Genomic DNA, 17,854 nt, shown 5'->3' with positions numbered 1-17,854 from the left:
GGAGGTTGCCCAGGTGATATTTTGCAGTGGTGAGCGGGATATGCAACTCTTCTGCAAGAGCGGTGGTGCTCTTTGGCAGATCAGACATCCCTTTTAAGAGATCGCCTGCGGTGGGGCTTGCCATTGCACGGGCTATCTTCTGGGCCTGTTCGCCACCAGGTTCTAAAAATACGATCTCTTCAGGCATGGAGTGTGAAACGAATTTGTTCTTCTGCGGTTTTTAGTGCTTCAGGGATGGCATCAGAATTCTCTCCTGCACCCTGTGCCAGTCCTGCTTTTCCGCCGCCTTTTCCTCCGAGGAGAGTGCAGATCTGCCGGACAATTGCACCTGCATCCACCCGTATATCACCTGATCCCATCACAACGCTGATCCCATCGCTGTCAGAAATGAAGAGTGCGATACCTTTCCGATCAGCCACACCTGTTGCGACATTAACAAGCTCTTTTCGTGGAAGATTCATCTGCTGTACTAGTACTTCGACACCACTGATGAGGTCGCCCTTCAGGTTCCGGAGCTGGAGTTCTGAGAGACGTGACTCCATCTCTTCAATTGCCTTCCCCCGGTTTTTCCACTCATTGAAGAACCGATTGACTGTCTGGGGGAGATGTTCTGTCTGAACAGACAGCACATCTGCGGACTCGTTGATGAGGTCCTGAAGATGCTGCATCGCATATATTGCAGCAAGTCCTGCAGAGAACTCGATCCGCTCGATACCATCCTGAATGTGCTCGATCCTGAGGATCTTGATGACTCCGACCTCCCCGCTGCTCCGGCAATGGGTTCCGCCGCAGGCCTGGACTTCGGTTCCCATCTGCACAACACGGATATCCCTCCCTTTTGGAACTCCCCCCTGATAAAGGTCGAATCCGTATTTCTGCTCTGCCCGGCTCCGTTCCTCCACCTTGATAAAGACCGGGAGGTTCTCCATGATCAGGTGATTTGCGAGGATTTCAATACGTTTTGTCTCTTCCGGAGTGATATGGTTATAGTGCCGGATATCAAGGCGTGAGGTTTCGATCCCCTTCTGGGCACCGGCCTGATGGACGTGAGGACCGAGGACCTCTTTACATGCACGGAGGAGTAGATGGGTCCCGGTATGGTGTCGCATCAATGACCAGCGTCGTTCTTCATCGACGATCCCTTTGACTCGTTCTCCCCGTTTCAGTACTCCGCCTTTTATCCGGTGGAGGATACGATCATCTTTTATGATCACCTCGTCCACACGGACAACGTTATTTGAAGTGACGAGTGTGCCGGTATCAGTCGGCTGACCGCCACCTTCCGGATAGAAGAGTGACTGATCGAGGATCACATATCCATCGAAGTAGTCGAGAACAACCCCTTCGAATTCAAATTCACATGGCCGCTCATAATAAAGCTTTTTGGTAATCGGAAGCCCTGCAACCCGCTCTTCATACCTGGCAAACTCAGATTTCTCCAGAATAACCTCTGATTCGGAATGCATATCAGCGATGATCGAATCGAGATCGTCGGGAAGATCAAAGGTTGCACCCTCCTCCGTCAGAATATCCCGCATCAATCCTGTCGGGATGCCATGTGATTCGTACAGGGTGATCATTTCTGTGAGCGGCACTGCCTCACCCTTCCTGATATAGGTCTGGGCAACTCTCTCTACAATCCGCTTCCCTCTTGAGATGGTTGCGGCATATTTTGCAGTCTCCCGCTCAATAATCTCCCGTACAATGCTTGCCTTCTGTTCAAACTGATCAGATCCGATCGTCTCCATCTGTGATATGACAAGATCAGAGAGTTTCTCATCAAGGTTGAGATCATTCATCATTCTCAGGCTTCGCCTCAGAACGAGGCGGGCAAGGTATCCTTCCCGCACATTGGATGGAACGATGCAGTCACCAAGCATGTAGGCAAGGCAGCGGGTGTGATCACAGAGTGCATAGATTCCTTCGATAGGAACGATCATCTCCTCGAGCTGCCCGACACTGACATTGATCGCATCTGCCACCTTCTTGCGGAGATCTGCAAGTCTTCCTCCCCTGATATCGATAAGACCGGCAAACTTTGCATTCAGTCCGAGGATTTTTGTGAATTCATCGTTGTACAGGAGATCTTCAAGGCCTGCCGATTTCATAAGGCGGGAGACCATCTCGGGGAAGACGGCATCATAGATTGTGGGTGATCCCTTTGATGCCCAGACGAAGCGTTCAAGACCGTATCCTGTATCGACGATACGAAGCTGCATCGGATAATAGTCTTTCCCATCAATCATGGTCGGGGGATCGCCTGTCTTCGTCCTGCCGAGGTTCATAAAGACGAGCGTGGCAACTTCAAGGCCGCCGATGAGCACCTCAACACTCGGCCCTGCATTTCCACCGCCAAACCAGGGATGTTCTTTAAAGGTGACTTTGTTCAGGTCGCCGCCAATTGAAGTGATAAAATGTGCACATAGCTCAAGGGTATCGTCTTTCCAGTAGATCTCTTCATCACCTGAGTTGAAGGCATGGTGAGCCATCATCTCAAAACAGGTAAGGTGTCGACCAGACCTCCCGACTGCATCGAGATCGTTTAACCTGATGCATGGTTGGGATATGGTGAGCGGATTTGCCGGAGGTGGAACTATCCCGCCGGTGACAAAGGGCTGAAAGTCAGCAATCGAAGCAATTGTCAGGTAGATGTCGTCTCGCCATCGTGCTGCCACCGGATAGCGTTCGATCCGTGTATGGTTGTTCGATTCAAAAAATGAAAGGAATGCCTCCCGCATCTCATCAATTGAATGCGGCCGGAATACTGGATTTCCAATGAACTGGTATGGCTCACAGGGTGCATCCCCACACAATTCTCGATCCGGGGTCAGTGTCCAGAATGCGGAGCCACAGGATCTACAGATCTTTCGGACAAAACCGTTGGATCGAAAATATTCTAGCTGGTATTCTTCCTCAAGCATGTACAACCACGTGCTTGGTATACGTTCTGTCCGTCACCATATATGGTTTCTCTTTGCGTTCATTCATCCTGATTGCCTTCCGGTCTTTGTGTATACCAGAGATCAAACTCTTCATAAAGGTCACATATCTGAGCGACCCGCAGAGCGATGCTGTGCCAGCACTCACCCCCACGATAGAGGAAGTCATCACAGGTACAATAACCATCTTCGACGATGTATTCATCTGTTCTTCCAACAACAACCCAGAAATTCCTGTACTTCTTCACATTGCCATGTTCAGCTGCAAGAATTGCTTTCTCTCCACGCTCATGGTATGCATGGAGAAGGGATCGCTTCGCCTCCTCTGTGAGGCTTCCCTCCTTTTGTAAGAGTACCCAGGGGTTGATCATATGAGAAGGCAACTCTCCGGAGGATCATCAATGAAGGTCCACCCCATCTTTTCTGAAATGGCTTTCATCCCAACTGATTCGAGAGCATAATGTGTCGCCTCTATGCAGGGGAGCGGGGCGAGACGTCCGGTACTGTGCTTCATCTCTGATGATATGAACAGATCTGCACCGAGATTACATGCCTCCTCCATCAGATCGGGTTGGAACCCGGATCCTCCGACAACTGCCACCCGCTGAAACCCGGATACCTGCCCATAGACTCTGGCACCGCATCCGAGCCTTTTTATCAGTTCTGTGAGGGAGAGATGGCAGTCGCCGATGATACCAAGGCTCATCCGCCTTCGGTCTGATAGTTCGAGCATATCAGCGATGGCATCGTTTATCCCGCCGTCCGCATGATCAAAGTTTGTATGCATCACAAAGAGGTTGATCTCATGTTCGAGGAGTATTTTAAGTATGCGCGCTGTTGTACCGACGATCCTGGTAACCGGGGTGAAGAGTGGGGTATGATGCACGACAAGCATATCTGCACCAAGGGATGCTGCTCCGAGGACCACTTTCAGGGTAGGATCGAGGGCTGCACATACCATCCTGACATCCTTTGTTCCCTCAACAACAAGGCCGATTTTTCCAAGATCGAAATCTTCGGCAAGTCCCGCCGGGGCTATTTTCTCCATATCATCGAGAAATGCGGAGACCTTCATGATAGTATTGTCTGATTGCGAAGGCAAAAGGTCTTGTGGCTGCATTATTACCTATAGTAATAATAAGTAGGCTTAATTAATGCGCAGGGTAAATATCGTCTATGGAAAAGTCCATCGATGAGATAAATCGAAAGATTCGCGATGGAAGTGCAGTTGTTGTCACCGCTGAAGATATGCCCGATATCGTCTCGGAATTGGGCGAAGAAGGAGCGCTTCTTGAAGTTGATGTCGTGACAACCGGTACTTTCGGTGCGATGTGTTCTTCAGGAGCCTTCTTAAACTTCGGTCATGCCGATCCCCCAATCAGAATGGAGCGGGTCTGGCTCAATGATGTTGAGGCATATGCAGGGATCGCTGCTGTTGATGCCTATATCGGTGCAACACAGGAGTCCACTACCGAAGGGATCAACTACGGGGGTGCTCATGTCATTGAAGACCTCGTATCCGGAAAACAGATCGAGCTTCGTGCCATCTCCAAGGGGACAGATTGTTACCCAAGAAGGACGATCACAACAGACCTCCTCCTTGAGGATCTGAACCAGGCAGTGATGGTCAACCCAAGGAATGCGTACCAGTGTTATAATGCAGCAACGAATCGTTCAGACAGGACCCTGAATACGTATATGGGAACTCTCCTATCGAATAACGGAAACATCTCATACTCAGGAGCCGGTCTCCTCTCTCCGATTGCGAATGATCCGCACCTCTCCCTTATCGGATCAGGGGTTCCGATCTTCCTCGGCGGAGGAAGGGGAGTTATCGTTGGTGAAGGGACACAGAGTTCTCCGGCAAGTGGATTCTCGACTCTGATGGTGAGTGGCGATCTCAAATCGATGAATCCTGAATATCTTCGTGCCGCAAGCATCACAGGATATGGTGTCAGCCTTTATGTCGGTCTTGGAATACCACTTCCTGTAGTGAACCTCGATGTTGTGAGGAACACCTCTGTGAGAGATGAGGATCTCATCACTTCAATAGTAGATTATGGAGTCCCAAGGCGAGACAGGCCGGTTGTACAGACAGTCACCTATGCAGAACTCAAGAGTGGAAGTGTCGAGATCAATGGCGAGATGATCAGGACATCCTCAATGTCAAGTTATAGCCGGGCAAAGGATGTCGCCCTTGAAGTGAAACGGTTGGTCGAAGAGGGATCATATACTCTTGCCCTCCCCACACTCAGAATTACTACTGAGAAACGGAGTCACCCGATGAGAGAGACGAAGCAGACTCCGAGGGTCAGGGAGATCATGAACCCTGCAGTCGTTACGATCACCGAGGATGAGTCAGTGAAGACTGCTGCGCGTAAACTTCTCAAAGGTGAAACGAATCATCTGCCGGTTATCGATGCCAATAAAAAGCTCGTTGGTATCATCACGACATACGACGTCTCAAAGTCCGTTCTTCTGGATGGCGATTCTCTCAAGGTCTCAGAAATAATGAGCAGGAAGGTGATCGTGATCACGCCTGATGAGGCGGTAGATGTCGCGGCAATGAGGCTTGAACAACATAATATCAGTGCACTACCCGTCGTCAACTCTGAGTATCATGTCATTGGGATCTTAAATGCAGTCGATCTCGGAAAACTCTTCTCAAAGAGGTGGCAGTCATGAAACTCTTCCTTACCATACAGAGAGAAGCATTGAAACGCCCACTCATTGCACAGGTAGTCCTTGAGACTGGTGTGCTCATCAATGTGGAACGCGCCCATATCGACTCAAACGAGGGTTGGGTGCTCATTGATATCCCTGAGAAAGATATGGAGCAGATCTCAAACCGTCTGACCGAACTTGGAGTAGAGGTGAAGAAGCTTGAGAATGCAATTCTCCATGATGAGCATGAGTGTGTTGAGTGCGGCGCCTGCCTGAGCATCTGTCCTCAGGAAGTCTTCTCATTTGATTCGGATTTCCATCTTGTCATCCGGGAGGAGCGGTGTATCCTCTGCGGCAGGTGCGTCCCCGCCTGTCCGCATCAGGCCCTTTCGATCCGTCAATGATCCGTGAGCATTTTCAGTTTCGACAGACGATTACGACGATCCTCGCCGACAGGCAGGTAGATATTGAAGCCGCGAAGGTGGGGATGCTTGATGCACGTCAGGCGGTTGAATCGGTGATCGCATCTGATCCCTTTTTTTTGTCAACGTTTGACCCCTATGATCCGGGATACGATCACCCGGTGATCAGGCGGATGGTCGATGCTGCATATGAAGCGGATGTCGGACCAATGGCCGCAGTTGCAGGGACGATTGCATGGGCCGGTGCCGAATCCATGAAGAAAGCCGGTGCAGACTTGGGTGTTGTTGATAATGGGGGAGATATCGCCCTTTTTTCTGATCGAGACCTCAGGATCGGGATCTATGCAGGAACCGGAAGCAGGAACGCCTTCCAGCTCCCGCCTCAGGAGATGATTATCGGCATCTGCACCTCATCTGCATCGATTGGTCCATCGATCTCCTTTGGTCTTGCAGATGCAGTAACCGTCTTTTCTAAAGATGTTTCAGCTGCTGATGCCTGGGCAACGGCACTATGTAATCAGCTATCGCCTGATGATAGATCAGCCTTTGACAGTCTCATGGCCACCCATGTCATTGGAGTCCTTGCTCTGTTTGGTGAGGTGATGATCTCGTATGGCAGCGTTCCGGAGATCATACCGGCGCATGTTAATCCTGCGCTCATCACAAAAGGGATCTGATACTATACATGCTCTAATGCATACTGCCTAGCCGCCTTGTGAGCACCTTTTCCTTTCATTGTCGCAATGATATCACTGCCGCACCTGATCTGCACTGCTGGTGTCTCTCCTTCTATCATAAAGAAGAGTTCAGAGAGTTCTATCTCCTCAAGAAATGCACCTTTAACGAGGCTCGATGCCGGTTCGAGGAGGAGACGATCGATTATCATCTCCGAGGGGACTTCTCTGAATGCATAGATATACACCTGATATGCATTGAGAAGATCCGAGATGAGAAGCTCGGATCTGATAGCCGGATCGAGACTCGCAAGGGCGCCTGCAAGGCGGTGCTCGTCCTCGTTTGCATAGTCAAGGATCTCATCTACAATGTCGAGTAGGGTGGTGCTATGATTCACAAGATATATGGTCGTTTTACACGCCATAATACTGTGTGAAAGATGAAGAGGTCGACTGGGATATCTACCACAGGATCACGCTTGGTCAGGCGAAGACGATACCTGACCTTGTGAAGGTCACAGGATATTCGGAAGAGAGCGTTCTGGCATCGGTTACGCGACTTGTCACATATCTTATGATAGCCAGACATGGCGACCAGGTGCGCCCTCTCGAACTCGAAGAGATGCTCCTGTCATGTAAAATACGATATACAAAAGATCTCCCCGTCACAATCGAAGGCGGTATCATCAGATTAAAATAATGCGTGAATATCATGGTTGAGACGTATATTCTCAGAATAGGTCACCGGCATGATCGTGACCAGCGTGTGACGACACATGTCGGCCTGACTGGTCGGGCCCTTGGAGCAAAGGGCATGTATCTTGCAGCAGATGATCCCGGGGTTGTCGAGAGCATTGCAGGTGTTGCGAAAAGATTTGGCGGATCGTTTACGATTCAGGACAAAGTCTCCTGGAAACAATGTATTAACAACTTTAAGGAATCCGGAGGGCGTATCGTTCATCTGACGATGTATGGGCTCCGTATTCAGGATGTTATCGGAGAGATCAGGGCTTGTGAGAAGGTGCTCGTCATCGTCGGGGCTGAGAAGGTACCAGGCGAAGTGTACGGACTTGCAGATTATAATATCGCTGTTACAAACCAGCCTCACTCTGAGATAGCAGGTCTTGCAGTATTTCTCGATCAATTATATCAGGGCAGAGAGCTTGATGCTGAGTTTTCTGATGCCGAGATCAGCGTTCTCCCCTGTGAACGGGGTAAAGAGACGGTGGAGCGGTGAAAAAGACCGTTCTTGTCGCCGGATATGCCACACGGCATGTTGCGTCATCTGCAAAACGTGCCGGATACAGAGTCTGTTCAGTTGATCACTTCTGCGACTTTGATCTCGGATGGTACGTGGATGATTATGCCGGGTTCGAGGAGCTCTCCGATCTATCACCGGCAATAGATCTCATCTTATCAAGAAACAGAATCGACCACATCATCTTCACTTCAGGGGCGGAGAATTTTCCAACAAACGGCATTCCCCGTGCCGGAACAAATCCCAATGCAATCTCACGATTTCTGGATAAACAACAGATGCAGACCTTCTTTGAAGAGCTCTCCATCCCCCACCCTCCCCTTGCAGCCGAAGGTGTTTATCCGGTGATGATGAAGCCGATCACCGGTGCGGGTGGATGGCGAAATGCCATTGTCCGGACAGCAGAAGAGAAGGCTGCATGGAAAGAGAAGTTCGATCTCCCCTTCATCAGCCAGCGGATTATTGAGGGGCAGCCGGCAAGTGTCTCCTGTATCTCTGATGGGAAGCGTGCAGTTGCTGTTGCTGCAAATGAACAGATCCTCCGTGGAACAGATGAAGCATCTTTTGGGTTTGCCGGATCGATCACACCCTGTGACCACCCGCTTGCCGGGGAGATGATGGCATTAGCCGAGCGGATCGTCAGCGCGAGCGGATGTATCGGATCTATCGGTGTAGATTTTGTTCTTGCCGATGAAGCCGTTGCAATCGAGGTGAATCCGAGATTTCAGGCAACACTTGATACTGTCGAACACTCACTTGGTCAGAACATCTTCTCCCTCCATATGGATGCCTGCTCCGGGATAGTGCCAAACTCCCGTCCCACTCCCCGGAGGTATGCGGCAAGGCGTATCCTCTTTGCAGAAAGGGATTGTACGATCAGATCCAATCTGGTGAGATTTAGCTCGTTCATCGCTGACATTCCCACTCCCGGAACAGAATTTTTAGAGGGTGACGCAATTGTCAGTCTCTTTGGATATGGTGAGTCAAGGGATGCGGCACTGAAGATGCTGGATAACCATATTAGTATCATCCACCCATATCTTGCATAATGGAACGAGTGGAAGAACTCCTGCAGATACCGGCAATATATGAATTTTTCCTCCGTCTCGTTGGCGAAGAGGGAATTCAGCTCCTCAGTCGGTTTCCGGACGTTGGGGAACACAGTGATGAGGCACTGGCTGAGATCACGGAGATTAATCTCAACTCGGTCAGGCATACCCTCTACACCCTCTATGAAGGGAGGCTTGCCGAGTACCGACGGGTAAAGGACAATGATACCGGATGGCTTACGTATCTCTGGCACCTGCGGCCCGATAATCTTGACGCGGTCATTGCAGAAGAGCTACTGACCGTCAAGGAGAAGCTTGTCGCGCGTGAGCGGTATGAGAATGAGAATGACTTTTATCTCTGCAAAACATGTGGGGCGATGTTCACGTTTAATGATGCAATTCCCCATGAGTTCTCCTGCCCGACCTGTGCGATCCCGTTATCCCATTTTGATAATGAGATGCTTGTTATTGCTCTTCGCCGAAGGTTGGAAGCGATCAACGAGTCTCTCGGCTAATGTCTGAATGTATCTCCGAATCCGATTGTATCGATCATCTTCTCAGGGCCGGGTGTCCTGAGAGGGTCATCGCCCATGCGCGGGCTGTGCGGAGAGTTGTCGATGAATATACCGGAGATGAGGCTGTACTTGGGTGTCTTGCTGAGTGCGGTGCTCTTCTTCATGATATTGGACGCTCAAAGAGCCGCGCGATTGACCATGCCATCATCGGGGGAGATATCTGCCGGGAGGCCGGTATTTCAGAAGATATTGCCCTGATAGTTGAACGGCATCTTGGGGCGGGGCAGACAGCAGACGAGTGTATTCAGCTTGGACTCACTCCCCGCAACTGTATGCCGGTGACCCTTCCCGAGAAGATTGTGGCACATGCTGATAATCTGGTGAAGGGCACTTCGGTGATCCATATAGATGAGCGGATGATCAGAATTGCTGATCTTCCACGAAAGAAGCGGCATCGTACCTATCATCTCGCCCTTGAGATGGAACTCTTCTCCCGATGATCAGAGAATCAGTCGTTTGACCTGAGGAAGATCCCTGAGATCCTCAACAACCCCATGAGGGAGCGGTCCGTCAATGATCATCACGAGTTTTGGCTCTTCGGCAAGGATCGGATCGGTGACGAAGAGCTGGCGTATTGAGAGGTCATATCTGTCAAGGATACTGACTGCCGATGCCACGATATGTTTGTCTGTTGCATTTTTTGGGATGAGGGTAATGATCGCAAGCCCGAGGGCTTCTGCAACCAATGAGAGATCAGGTGTTACCCGTATATTACAGAAGACCTGTTTTAAGGTGTCATGTTCGAGGATGCTGCGGGCGGTAGTATCGACGACACGCCGATCAACTCCGATTGCTCGCGCGACCTGGGTAGCAGGCATCTCAATTCCGTTCGCTGTGATCTTTCCTGATTCGTTCACTCCAAATCCATTTTCAAGGAGGAATCGCACAACGCGGAGTTGTGAGGGTGAATCTGAAAAGGCGTCAATGATATCTGACCACATAAGTACGAGATAATTGCCTCCTGGGTTGAAAAAGGATACCACTCGACGAGTAAGGGGGGGAATAGAGTCAGATCGATAGGATTTTTAAGGAGAGCATCGTATGTTATTAGGTCAATCCGTGCGAGGGTTGCCGAGCCAGGTCAAAGGCGCTAGCTTGAGGGGCTAGTCTCGAAGGGGTTCGCCGGTTCGAATCCGGTCCCTCGCATTTCTTTTCGAATGTTTTCATACCATTCAACTCTCTGTCTGATGATAGAGCATGACGAGTCGATCATCCTAATGGATGACTTTTATGATCATCTTCACTCTTCTTGTTATCGGTGTGGCGGGATGCACAACATCTGATGATGTCGAGAACCTAACCACTCTCGATGCATTGAATCGGGCAGATGAGACGATCGTTGCATATTCTATTCTTACATCCTCTCAGAGTGCCATCGACCGGATGCTCAGATCCATAGATTCCGAGGAGTCAGATCTGCAAACGCTGTTGCACAGACAGGTCTTACCGGTGATGTAGCAGAAGAAGAGATGCGGCGTCTGTATGGCACAAGCCCATATATCCGGAGTGCGGCGATCATAAATTCCGAAGGAATAATTCAGACCACCTTTCCAGAAGACCCAATGGCGGTTGGAGCGGATGTCAGCTATAATCCGGAAAGCATGACCGAGATCTCGGAAGGCAGACCTATACTATCAACTGCATTTGAGTCGGTTGAAGGGATTCCCGGCAGTGATAATATTTGTACATCCGTTGATTGGAACAAACGGATCTGTTCATGAAGAGGTAAGTGCCCTGATCATCTGGACGTCTGTTGGTCTCCATGATACTGGATGGCGGATCTCACTATTCAGAAGGATCGCATAATAACCACAGGGACATGATCTTTTCCTCCACTCTTTTAGAGATTGCTTATATTCTTCCTCTACAGATCATCTGTTATGAGATCCATTATCACCGTTGATGTAGCTCCCCAGAAGGTCATCGGCCTTCGCAGAACCGGACGATATGAAGATATTGGACAGATGATCATGGAGGTCTTCGTATGCATCCGGGAGCAGGGCATTTCAGTGATCGGTCCGCCTGCATACATCTGCCATGAAGAGTCTGTTGCTGATGTACATAAGGCTCAGGAGATGGGTAATGCCGATATTGAGGTGGCATTCCCAGTCGAAGGGGATGCCAAAGGATGTGGCGACATCACTGCCTATGAACTGCCGGGAGGGAAGATGGCCCGGATCATCCATATGGGTCCATACCCGGAGTCTGTGGAGACGTATAAAGAGCTCTTTGCATGGTTGCACAAGAACAATCATGTACTCGTCGGCCCAATCCGAGAGGTGTACATCAATGACCCAAAAACGACAGAGGAAGATCTCCTTGTCACCTGGATATATGCACCGATCTGTTGATCTCTCAAGAGATCATTGATCATACCTGTTGAGGGTAGTAAATCAATAGTTTTAATCATATCAAATCCGACATCTCTCTATGCCATCACCTATCTCCATCCTTTATGTTGACGATGAGCCTGCTCTCCTTGAGATAGGGAAACTTTTTCTGGAGCGGATGGGTGAATTTTCCGTTACGAAGAGTGAGAGTGCAACCGATGCTATCCGGCTCCTTTCAGATCAACGTTTTGATGCGATAATCTCAGACTATCAGATGCCTGAGATGAACGGGATTGAACTCCTGAAATACCTCAAAACTATTGGAAATACTACTCCGTTCATCATCTTCACCGGAAAAGGCCGCGAAGAGGTGGCGATTGAGGCGCTCAACAGTGGAGCTGATTTCTACCTTCAGAAAGGCGGGGATCCAAAGTCACAGTTTGCTGAACTCTCAAATAAAGTCCGGTATGCTGTTGCAAGGAGGAGAAGTGAGGATGCACTCCGTGAGAGTGAAGTGCGGTATAGGAATGTTGTTGAAGATATGGATGAACTCATCTGCCGATTTTTACCCGACAATACGATCATCTTTGTGAATGATGCGTTCTGTAACCTTTTTGAAATCAGTCGTGAAGCTATCATAGGGAGCAGGTTTCAACCAACAATACATCCTGACGATGCTGATAGCGTCTTCCATCATTTCGCCTCTTTCACCCCCGATCAGCCCTCAGGAACAATTGAAGAGCGGGTTATCATGCCGGATGGGCAGATCTTCTGGCAGAGATGGAGCACCCGGGCAATGTATGATGATAGCGGTATTCTCCGGGAATACCAGTCTGTCGGCAGGGATATCACCAACCTGATGATGCAGGATAGAGAGCTTCGGAGGGCAAATGAGGAGTTGATGGCAACAGATGAGGAGCTGAGGCAGCAGTATAATGAGATTATGGCTGCTCAGAAAGAACTCATCATCTCCGAGGGGCGATACCGGGCGATCTTTGAATACACGAGCGCTGCGACGATCATCATCGAAGAGGATACCACAATATCTCTCGCAAATACTGCATTTGAACAGCTTTCAGGAGATAATACCGAAGATATCATCGGTCGAAGCTGGACAGAGTTTGTCAGCCAGTCTGATCGTGATCGGATGGTTCAGTACCATCAGCAGAGGAGAAGATCAAACGAAACCCCACCACGAAATTATGAGTTCACGTTCATCGACAGATTTGGTGGAAATCATGCCACTCATGTGACAGTCGGGATGATCCCGGGTACACGTCAGTCGGTCGCCTCATTTTATGACATCACTGATCGTGTCCTGATGGAGGATGCGATCAGGAGGAGTGAAGAGCAGTACCGGATGATCACTGAGAACATGACCGAGACGATCACCGTGGTGGATCTCTCGATGCATTTCATCTATGTCAGCCCCTCGATTACGGCACTGCGCGGCTTCACCGTTTCAGAGGTGATGCAGCAGTCATTTGAAGAGGTACTGATACCGGCCTCAAGAGACCTGGCTCTCAGGCGGTTTGCTGAAGAGATGCAGCATGAGGCGGAGGGCACACATAATCCCGACCGGGTCGTCACCCTTGACCTTGAGGAGTATCATAAAGACGGATCGACCATCTGGGTTAATAACACTCTGAAGTTTCTCAGAGACGAGGATGGTCGCCCAACTGCTATCCTTGTGGTCTCACGGAATATCACCGACCAGAAACGTGCTGACATTTTCTTAAAGGAGAGCGAACTCTTCAACCGGACACTGATAGAGAACCTTCCTGACTATGTCCTTCTCTACGGGTCAGATGGGAGGATCCTCCATATTAATCCGCCAGCTGCTGCTGCCCTTGGATACTCCGCACAGGAGGTGATCGGCATGCATGTCCTCTCATTCGTTGCTCAGGAGTATCATGAAGGGGTGAGAGAGAAGCTAACAGATCGTCAGGAGCAGAGGGAGATTGCACCCTATGAGATTGAGATCATCTCAAAGGGGGGAGAACGTTCATTGGTGATCGTCAAAGGTGCTTCAATCAGGCATCATGATGCTCCGGCAACACTCCTTGTACTGACGGATATCACTGACCGAAAGAAGGTGGAAGATGCACTCTTTAGAAGCGAGGAGAAGTATCGCCAGTTGATCGAGCATTCAAACGAAGGTATTCTTGTTGCACAGGATGGGATGATCCGGCTCAGTAATCGAAGGTTGAAGGAGTTAACCGGGTATTCTGAAGAGGAGATATACGCAAAGCCATTTATTGAGTTCATTCATCCGGATGATCGTGAGATGGTGGCTGTCAACCATCAAAAGCGACTTACCGGAGAACAGGTCCCGGAACACTATGATTTCCGTCTATTGCGAAAAGATGGAGATTACACCTGGATAACCATTCATAGCTCCCGTAGTACATGGGATGGACGGTATGCTACACTCAATCATGTGATTGATCTGACCCATCAGAAAACCATTGAAGAGGCGCTCAGACAGGCAAATCGGAAGCTCCAACTGTTATCAAGCATCACCCGCCATGATATTCTCAATAAACTGACAACTCTGCAAGGCTATCTCACCCTTGCCTATGATAGTGATGATGATTCAATTCAACATACGTATCTTCGACAGGTGGAGATGGCAGCCGCCGCAATCCAGCGACATATTGAGTTCACTCGCCAGTATGAGAAACTAGGTGTTGCAGAGCCGGTCTGGCAGTCACTATCTTTCAGGCTGGATGAGATTTCAACTGAAACGATCACCTTTCAGGATGAATGTCAGGCCCTCCTTGTGCTGGCCGATCCGATGCTCGAAAAGGTCTTCTTCAACCTGATGGATAACACCCTCCGTCATGGAGAGGGCGCAACGCAGGTCCGCCTCTCCTATGAGATAGATGACAATAACTGCAGGATTATCTGGGAGGATAATGGCATCGGGGTCAGTGATGAATCAAAAAAGGCAATCTTTGGCTGGGGTGTCGGGAAGAATACCGGATTTGGTCTCTTCCTCTCACAGGAGATCCTCCGGATTACCGGCATTACCATTCAGGAGACCGGTACGTATGGGAAGGGAGCACGATTTGAACTTGAAGTTCCGGCCGGTATGTGGCGGATTAAATCCTGATAGACTGCGGGATTTTCCGTAGTTTTCCAAAACTATTTCTTATCTGGCGCCTCTTCTAGTCATATAGGAGAGGATCGATTTTGAGTTCCGGATATCTTTCAGCAGCACTTGTGATCGGCATTCTCATAATTGCTGCTATCATCGGGGTTGCAATGTTACAACCCGCAGAGATCACATCATCAGGTGGTCCTGTAAAGTTTGCCTCAGATAAGGATGTAAGAGAATACCTGATTCAATCTGAAGAGAGAGCTACCACTGGTTCTTACAGAATGGATGGTGCCATATTCGCACAATCGACAAAGAATGCTCTTTCGGAGATGGCACCCATACCTTCAGCAGCTGGTGCCGGCGTTGAATACTCCACAACGAACATTCAGGTTGAAGGGGTGGATGAAGCCGATTTCGTAAAAAATGATGGCAGGTATATCTATCTGATCGCCGGAGGGGAGTTTGTCATCATAGAAGCATATCCCCCCGAAAATGCCAGGATTATTTCAAATACCACCCTTACAGGAACTCCACGTGAGATGTATCTCAGCGGCTCTGTCGTCGCAATCTTCTCAGATGTGACTGAAGAAGTATTTGAACCGGTAGAGGGGAGTGCAGCACCCGTCCCTGTCCGTCGGGAGGTGACTCATGCAATGATCTATGATGTCACCGATCGCACAAATCCGGTGCTTATCCGAACCATTACAGCATCCGGCACCTATGCATCATCCCGGATGACAGATGGTATTGTGTATCTGATCACACAGGAGTATCCGCAGAGGCGTGGATCTGATATTCCACTTCCGATGATCATGGATGGGACCGATTCCAAAAGACCTGATATCTGGCGCTTCGACGATCTTGAAGGTCCGTTCATCTTCCAGACACTGACAGCATTCCGGCCGGCTGCAAAATCATCAGTCTCTGCAGAGAGTTACCTTGTCGGATACTCTTCAACGTTCTATGCATCGCAGGAGAATCTGTTCATTGCATATCAATACTATGGCAACCAGCAATCCTATGGAAGATCAGGGCCATCCACGATCATTCATCGGTTCGAACTCCGAAAGGGTGATCCAGTCTGGAGACTGAGCATGAGTGTTCCGGGAAGGCTCTTAAACCAGTTCTCACTTGATGAATACAAAAACCACCTCCGTGTCGCGACAACAATGGAGGAATACGGTCAGATGGGGAGTGTGACATCATCACGCATCACCATTCTTGACCAGAGCGGCACCATCACCGGAGAGATCACCGGGATCGCACCAACAGAACGGATATTTTCTGCACGATTCATCGGAGATCGATGTTATCTCGTCACCTTCCGCCAGATCGATCCCTTCTTTGTTATTGATCTCTCAGATCCGAAGAACCCACAGATCCTTGGAGAACTGAAGATACCCGGATACTCCGACTATCTTCATCCCTTTGATACGAATCATATCATCGGAATCGGAAAAGATACGGAAGAGTCCTCATGGGGTGGTGTCATTACCACCGGGGTGAAAGTCGCCCTCTTTGATGTGACAAATGTAAGCAATCCGAAACTGAAGGACTCGGTCACCATTGGGGGTCAGGGGAGTGATTCAGAGGTGCTCCGTGATCACAAGGCATTCTACCTGAATACGAAGAACGGGGTAATGGTTCTGCCGATCACCGTCTCAGCCGGGTATGGCTCAGGATATGTCTGGCAGGGCTCCTATGTCTATGAGGTCTCATCAGAGTCCGGGTTCACCCTGAGGGGGACAGTCGCACAGTATGCAGGTGATGCACCTCCGGACCCAGACAGATGGCCAACAGCAGTGAGACGATCCCTCTCAATAGGTGAGGTGCTCGCTACCATCTCTGATAACTCAGTCGTCCTGACAGATATCCGGTCGCCATCAAAACGCTATGCAACGATCGATCTCCCGGTCTACCCCAGATTGGGTTACAACATCGGTTATTTCCCCGCCCGTGCTGAATGAAGGCCATTCCCTCTTTTTACTGTTTTTATGCTCTACACTGCAGGGGCGACTCGGATCAACCCCTGATGTCCGTCAACTTCTTTCGATTAACGTCCTGGGCTTCCTGTCTGTTTCGATCGTGAACATCTTAATTGTTCAGAGTCACATGTAGTATTATGAACCCGGATTATATGCGGGAAGCGATCAGATCTGCCCGGGTTGGAATAGCTCATGGCCAGTCCCCGTTTGGTGCAGCTATTGAGTGTAATGGGAAACTTATCGTATCTGCACACAATCAGGTGTTTGCAGGCATAGACAGCACCGCTCATGCAGAGATCATCGCGATCAGAAAGGCGGAAGCACGATTGAACACAGTTGATCTCTCAGGATGCACAATGTATGCAACAACTGAGCCATGTCCCATGTGTTTTGCTGCCTGTCACTGGGCAAAGATCAAAACGATCATATATGGGACCTCTATTGAAGATGTACATGCCCTTGGATTTTCCGAGATGACGATACCAAATACTGAAATGCAGAAGAGAGGAGGAAGCAAAATTGAGATAATCGGCGGTTTTCTCCTTGAAGAGAACCTTGCTCTCCTACGTGAATGGGAGGCAATTCCCAATCGGCAAACTTACTGACGGGCCCTCAGTCTGCACTCGCACCGACTTATCGTAAAAGCAACCGTGATCGCAAAGAGTGCCGGGATGAGAAACGCGAAGAAGAACGAAGAGTACTCTGCAATAAATCGATAGTATCAGTATTTTCCTGTAAAATTCATTAAGGCTCTGTACCAAGTTAGAATTGCAAAAGGAGAACAGAGCCATGGATATGTATGATTTAGCACAAGATTATCTTTCCGATCCAAACGGTGTAATGCAGACCCTGTTG

At 49.5% G+C, this 17,854-nt stretch carries 20 protein-coding genes and 1 tRNA gene; 15 read left to right on the top strand and 6 right to left on the bottom strand.

The genetic code is table 11. The features are described from left to right. From Q7V06_RS10200 to Q7V06_RS10185, 4 genes are all read right to left on the bottom strand, one after another. A partial coding sequence (locus tag Q7V06_RS10200) for a helix-turn-helix domain-containing protein (RefSeq protein ID WP_304841122.1) occupies positions 1-187 on the bottom strand: 187 nt, incomplete at its 3' end. Then, positions 180-2,921: an alanine--tRNA ligase gene (gene alaS, locus Q7V06_RS10195; protein ID WP_304841121.1), complete on the bottom strand. Its 2,742-nt coding sequence runs from the start codon at positions 2,919-2,921 to the stop codon at positions 180-182. The genes Q7V06_RS10200 and alaS, both read right to left, overlap by 8 nt. 59 nt (positions 2,922-2,980) lie before the next feature. Further along, a complete protein-coding gene (locus Q7V06_RS10190; protein ID WP_304841120.1) occupies positions 2,981-3,310 on the bottom strand; it encodes an SWIM zinc finger family protein in 330 nt (109 codons plus the stop codon). Then, complete coding sequence (locus Q7V06_RS10185; protein WP_304841119.1) at positions 3,307-3,987, bottom strand: Nif3-like dinuclear metal center hexameric protein; 681 nt, start codon at positions 3,985-3,987, stop codon at positions 3,307-3,309. Before Q7V06_RS10185 ends, Q7V06_RS10190 begins: the two co-directional genes overlap by 4 nt. A 128-nt stretch (positions 3,988-4,115) precedes the next feature. Here Q7V06_RS10185 and Q7V06_RS10180 point away from each other — a divergent pair, with 128 nt between their 5' ends. Genes Q7V06_RS10180 through Q7V06_RS10170 form a run of 3 tightly spaced genes read left to right on the top strand, consistent with a single transcriptional unit; the run spans position 4,116 to position 6,702 of the window. Then, positions 4,116-5,624, top strand: coding sequence for a homocysteine biosynthesis protein (locus Q7V06_RS10180; protein ID WP_304841118.1), 1,509 nt, complete (start codon positions 4,116-4,118; stop codon positions 5,622-5,624). After that, a complete protein-coding gene (locus Q7V06_RS10175; RefSeq protein WP_304841117.1) occupies positions 5,621-6,007 on the top strand; it encodes a 4Fe-4S binding protein in 387 nt (128 codons plus the stop codon). The genes Q7V06_RS10180 and Q7V06_RS10175 overlap by 4 nt, the downstream gene beginning before the upstream one ends. Beyond that, on the top strand, positions 6,004-6,702 hold the full coding sequence (locus Q7V06_RS10170) for a UPF0280 family protein (RefSeq protein ID WP_304841123.1): 699 nt from the start codon (positions 6,004-6,006) through the stop codon (positions 6,700-6,702). The genes Q7V06_RS10175 and Q7V06_RS10170 overlap by 4 nt, the downstream gene beginning before the upstream one ends. A 2-nt stretch (positions 6,703-6,704) precedes the next feature. On the opposite strand, the gene Q7V06_RS10165 is transcribed toward Q7V06_RS10170, so the two are convergent. Beyond that, positions 6,705-7,124, bottom strand: coding sequence for a hypothetical protein (locus Q7V06_RS10165; protein ID WP_304841116.1), 420 nt, complete (start codon positions 7,122-7,124; stop codon positions 6,705-6,707). 8 nt (positions 7,125-7,132) lie between these two features. Here Q7V06_RS10165 and Q7V06_RS10160 point away from each other — a divergent pair, with 8 nt between their 5' ends. Genes Q7V06_RS10160 through Q7V06_RS10140 form a run of 5 tightly spaced genes read left to right on the top strand, consistent with a single transcriptional unit; the run spans position 7,133 to position 10,021 of the window. Next, positions 7,133-7,399 carry a MarR family transcriptional regulator gene (locus Q7V06_RS10160; protein WP_304841115.1) on the top strand — a complete coding sequence of 89 codons (267 nt, stop codon included), beginning with the start codon at positions 7,133-7,135 and terminating at the stop codon, positions 7,397-7,399. Between the two features lie 12 nt (positions 7,400-7,411). Then, positions 7,412-7,936: a tRNA (cytidine(56)-2'-O)-methyltransferase gene (locus tag Q7V06_RS10155; RefSeq protein WP_304841114.1), complete on the top strand. Its 525-nt coding sequence runs from the start codon at positions 7,412-7,414 to the stop codon at positions 7,934-7,936. Then, complete coding sequence (locus Q7V06_RS10150; protein ID WP_304841113.1) at positions 7,933-9,006, top strand: ATP-grasp domain-containing protein; 1,074 nt, start codon at positions 7,933-7,935, stop codon at positions 9,004-9,006. Before Q7V06_RS10155 ends, Q7V06_RS10150 begins: the two co-directional genes overlap by 4 nt. Continuing rightward, positions 9,006-9,521, top strand: a complete 516-nt coding sequence (locus tag Q7V06_RS10145) for a transcription factor (RefSeq protein ID WP_304841112.1) — start codon at positions 9,006-9,008, stop codon at positions 9,519-9,521. The genes Q7V06_RS10150 and Q7V06_RS10145 overlap by 1 nt, the downstream gene beginning before the upstream one ends. Continuing rightward, on the top strand, positions 9,521-10,021 hold the full coding sequence (locus Q7V06_RS10140; RefSeq protein ID WP_304841111.1) for an HD domain-containing protein: 501 nt from the start codon (positions 9,521-9,523) through the stop codon (positions 10,019-10,021). The genes Q7V06_RS10145 and Q7V06_RS10140 overlap by 1 nt, the downstream gene beginning before the upstream one ends. Here the strand turns inward: Q7V06_RS10140 and Q7V06_RS10135 are convergent, their stop codons facing one another. Continuing rightward, positions 10,022-10,522, bottom strand: a complete 501-nt coding sequence (locus tag Q7V06_RS10135) for a regulator of amino acid metabolism, contains ACT domain protein (protein WP_304841110.1) — start codon at positions 10,520-10,522, stop codon at positions 10,022-10,024. Positions 10,523-10,642: 120 nt separating this feature from the next. Between Q7V06_RS10135 and Q7V06_RS10130 the strand changes: the two genes are divergently transcribed. The 7 genes from Q7V06_RS10130 to Q7V06_RS10100 all read left to right on the top strand — a co-directional run bounded on the left by Q7V06_RS10130 (position 10,643) and on the right by Q7V06_RS10100 (position 17,604). Next, positions 10,643-10,727, top strand: a tRNA-Leu gene (locus Q7V06_RS10130). Between the two features lie 84 nt (positions 10,728-10,811). Continuing rightward, positions 10,812-11,039 (top strand): hypothetical protein, encoded by a 228-nt coding sequence (locus Q7V06_RS10125; RefSeq protein ID WP_304841109.1) that lies wholly within the window; start codon positions 10,812-10,814, stop codon positions 11,037-11,039. 11 nt (positions 11,040-11,050) lie between these two features. Then, the gene (locus tag Q7V06_RS10120; protein ID WP_304841108.1) at positions 11,051-11,302 is read left to right on the top strand and encodes a hypothetical protein; all 252 of its coding nucleotides are present in this window, start codon (positions 11,051-11,053) and stop codon (positions 11,300-11,302) included. A 159-nt stretch (positions 11,303-11,461) separates the two neighbouring features. After that, on the top strand, positions 11,462-11,932 hold the full coding sequence (locus Q7V06_RS10115) for a GyrI-like domain-containing protein (protein WP_304841107.1): 471 nt from the start codon (positions 11,462-11,464) through the stop codon (positions 11,930-11,932). A gap of 79 nt (positions 11,933-12,011) precedes the next feature. Beyond that, a complete protein-coding gene (locus tag Q7V06_RS10110; protein WP_304841106.1) occupies positions 12,012-15,026 on the top strand; it encodes a PAS domain S-box protein in 3,015 nt (1,004 codons plus the stop codon). An 80-nt stretch (positions 15,027-15,106) separates the two neighbouring features. Continuing rightward, positions 15,107-16,981 (top strand): beta-propeller domain-containing protein, encoded by a 1,875-nt coding sequence (locus Q7V06_RS10105; RefSeq protein WP_304841105.1) that lies wholly within the window; start codon positions 15,107-15,109, stop codon positions 16,979-16,981. Between the two features lie 155 nt (positions 16,982-17,136). Then, on the top strand, positions 17,137-17,604 hold the full coding sequence (locus Q7V06_RS10100; protein ID WP_304841104.1) for a nucleoside deaminase: 468 nt from the start codon (positions 17,137-17,139) through the stop codon (positions 17,602-17,604). Positions 17,605-17,854 lie beyond the last annotated feature (250 nt).

The sequence above is a fragment of the Methanocalculus sp. genome, from assembly GCF_030651615.1.
Classification (GTDB): Archaea; Halobacteriota; Methanomicrobia; order Methanomicrobiales; family Methanocorpusculaceae; genus Methanocalculus.
The sequence above is the reverse complement of the archived record's forward strand: the minus strand, read 5'-3'. Positions and strand labels throughout refer to the sequence as shown.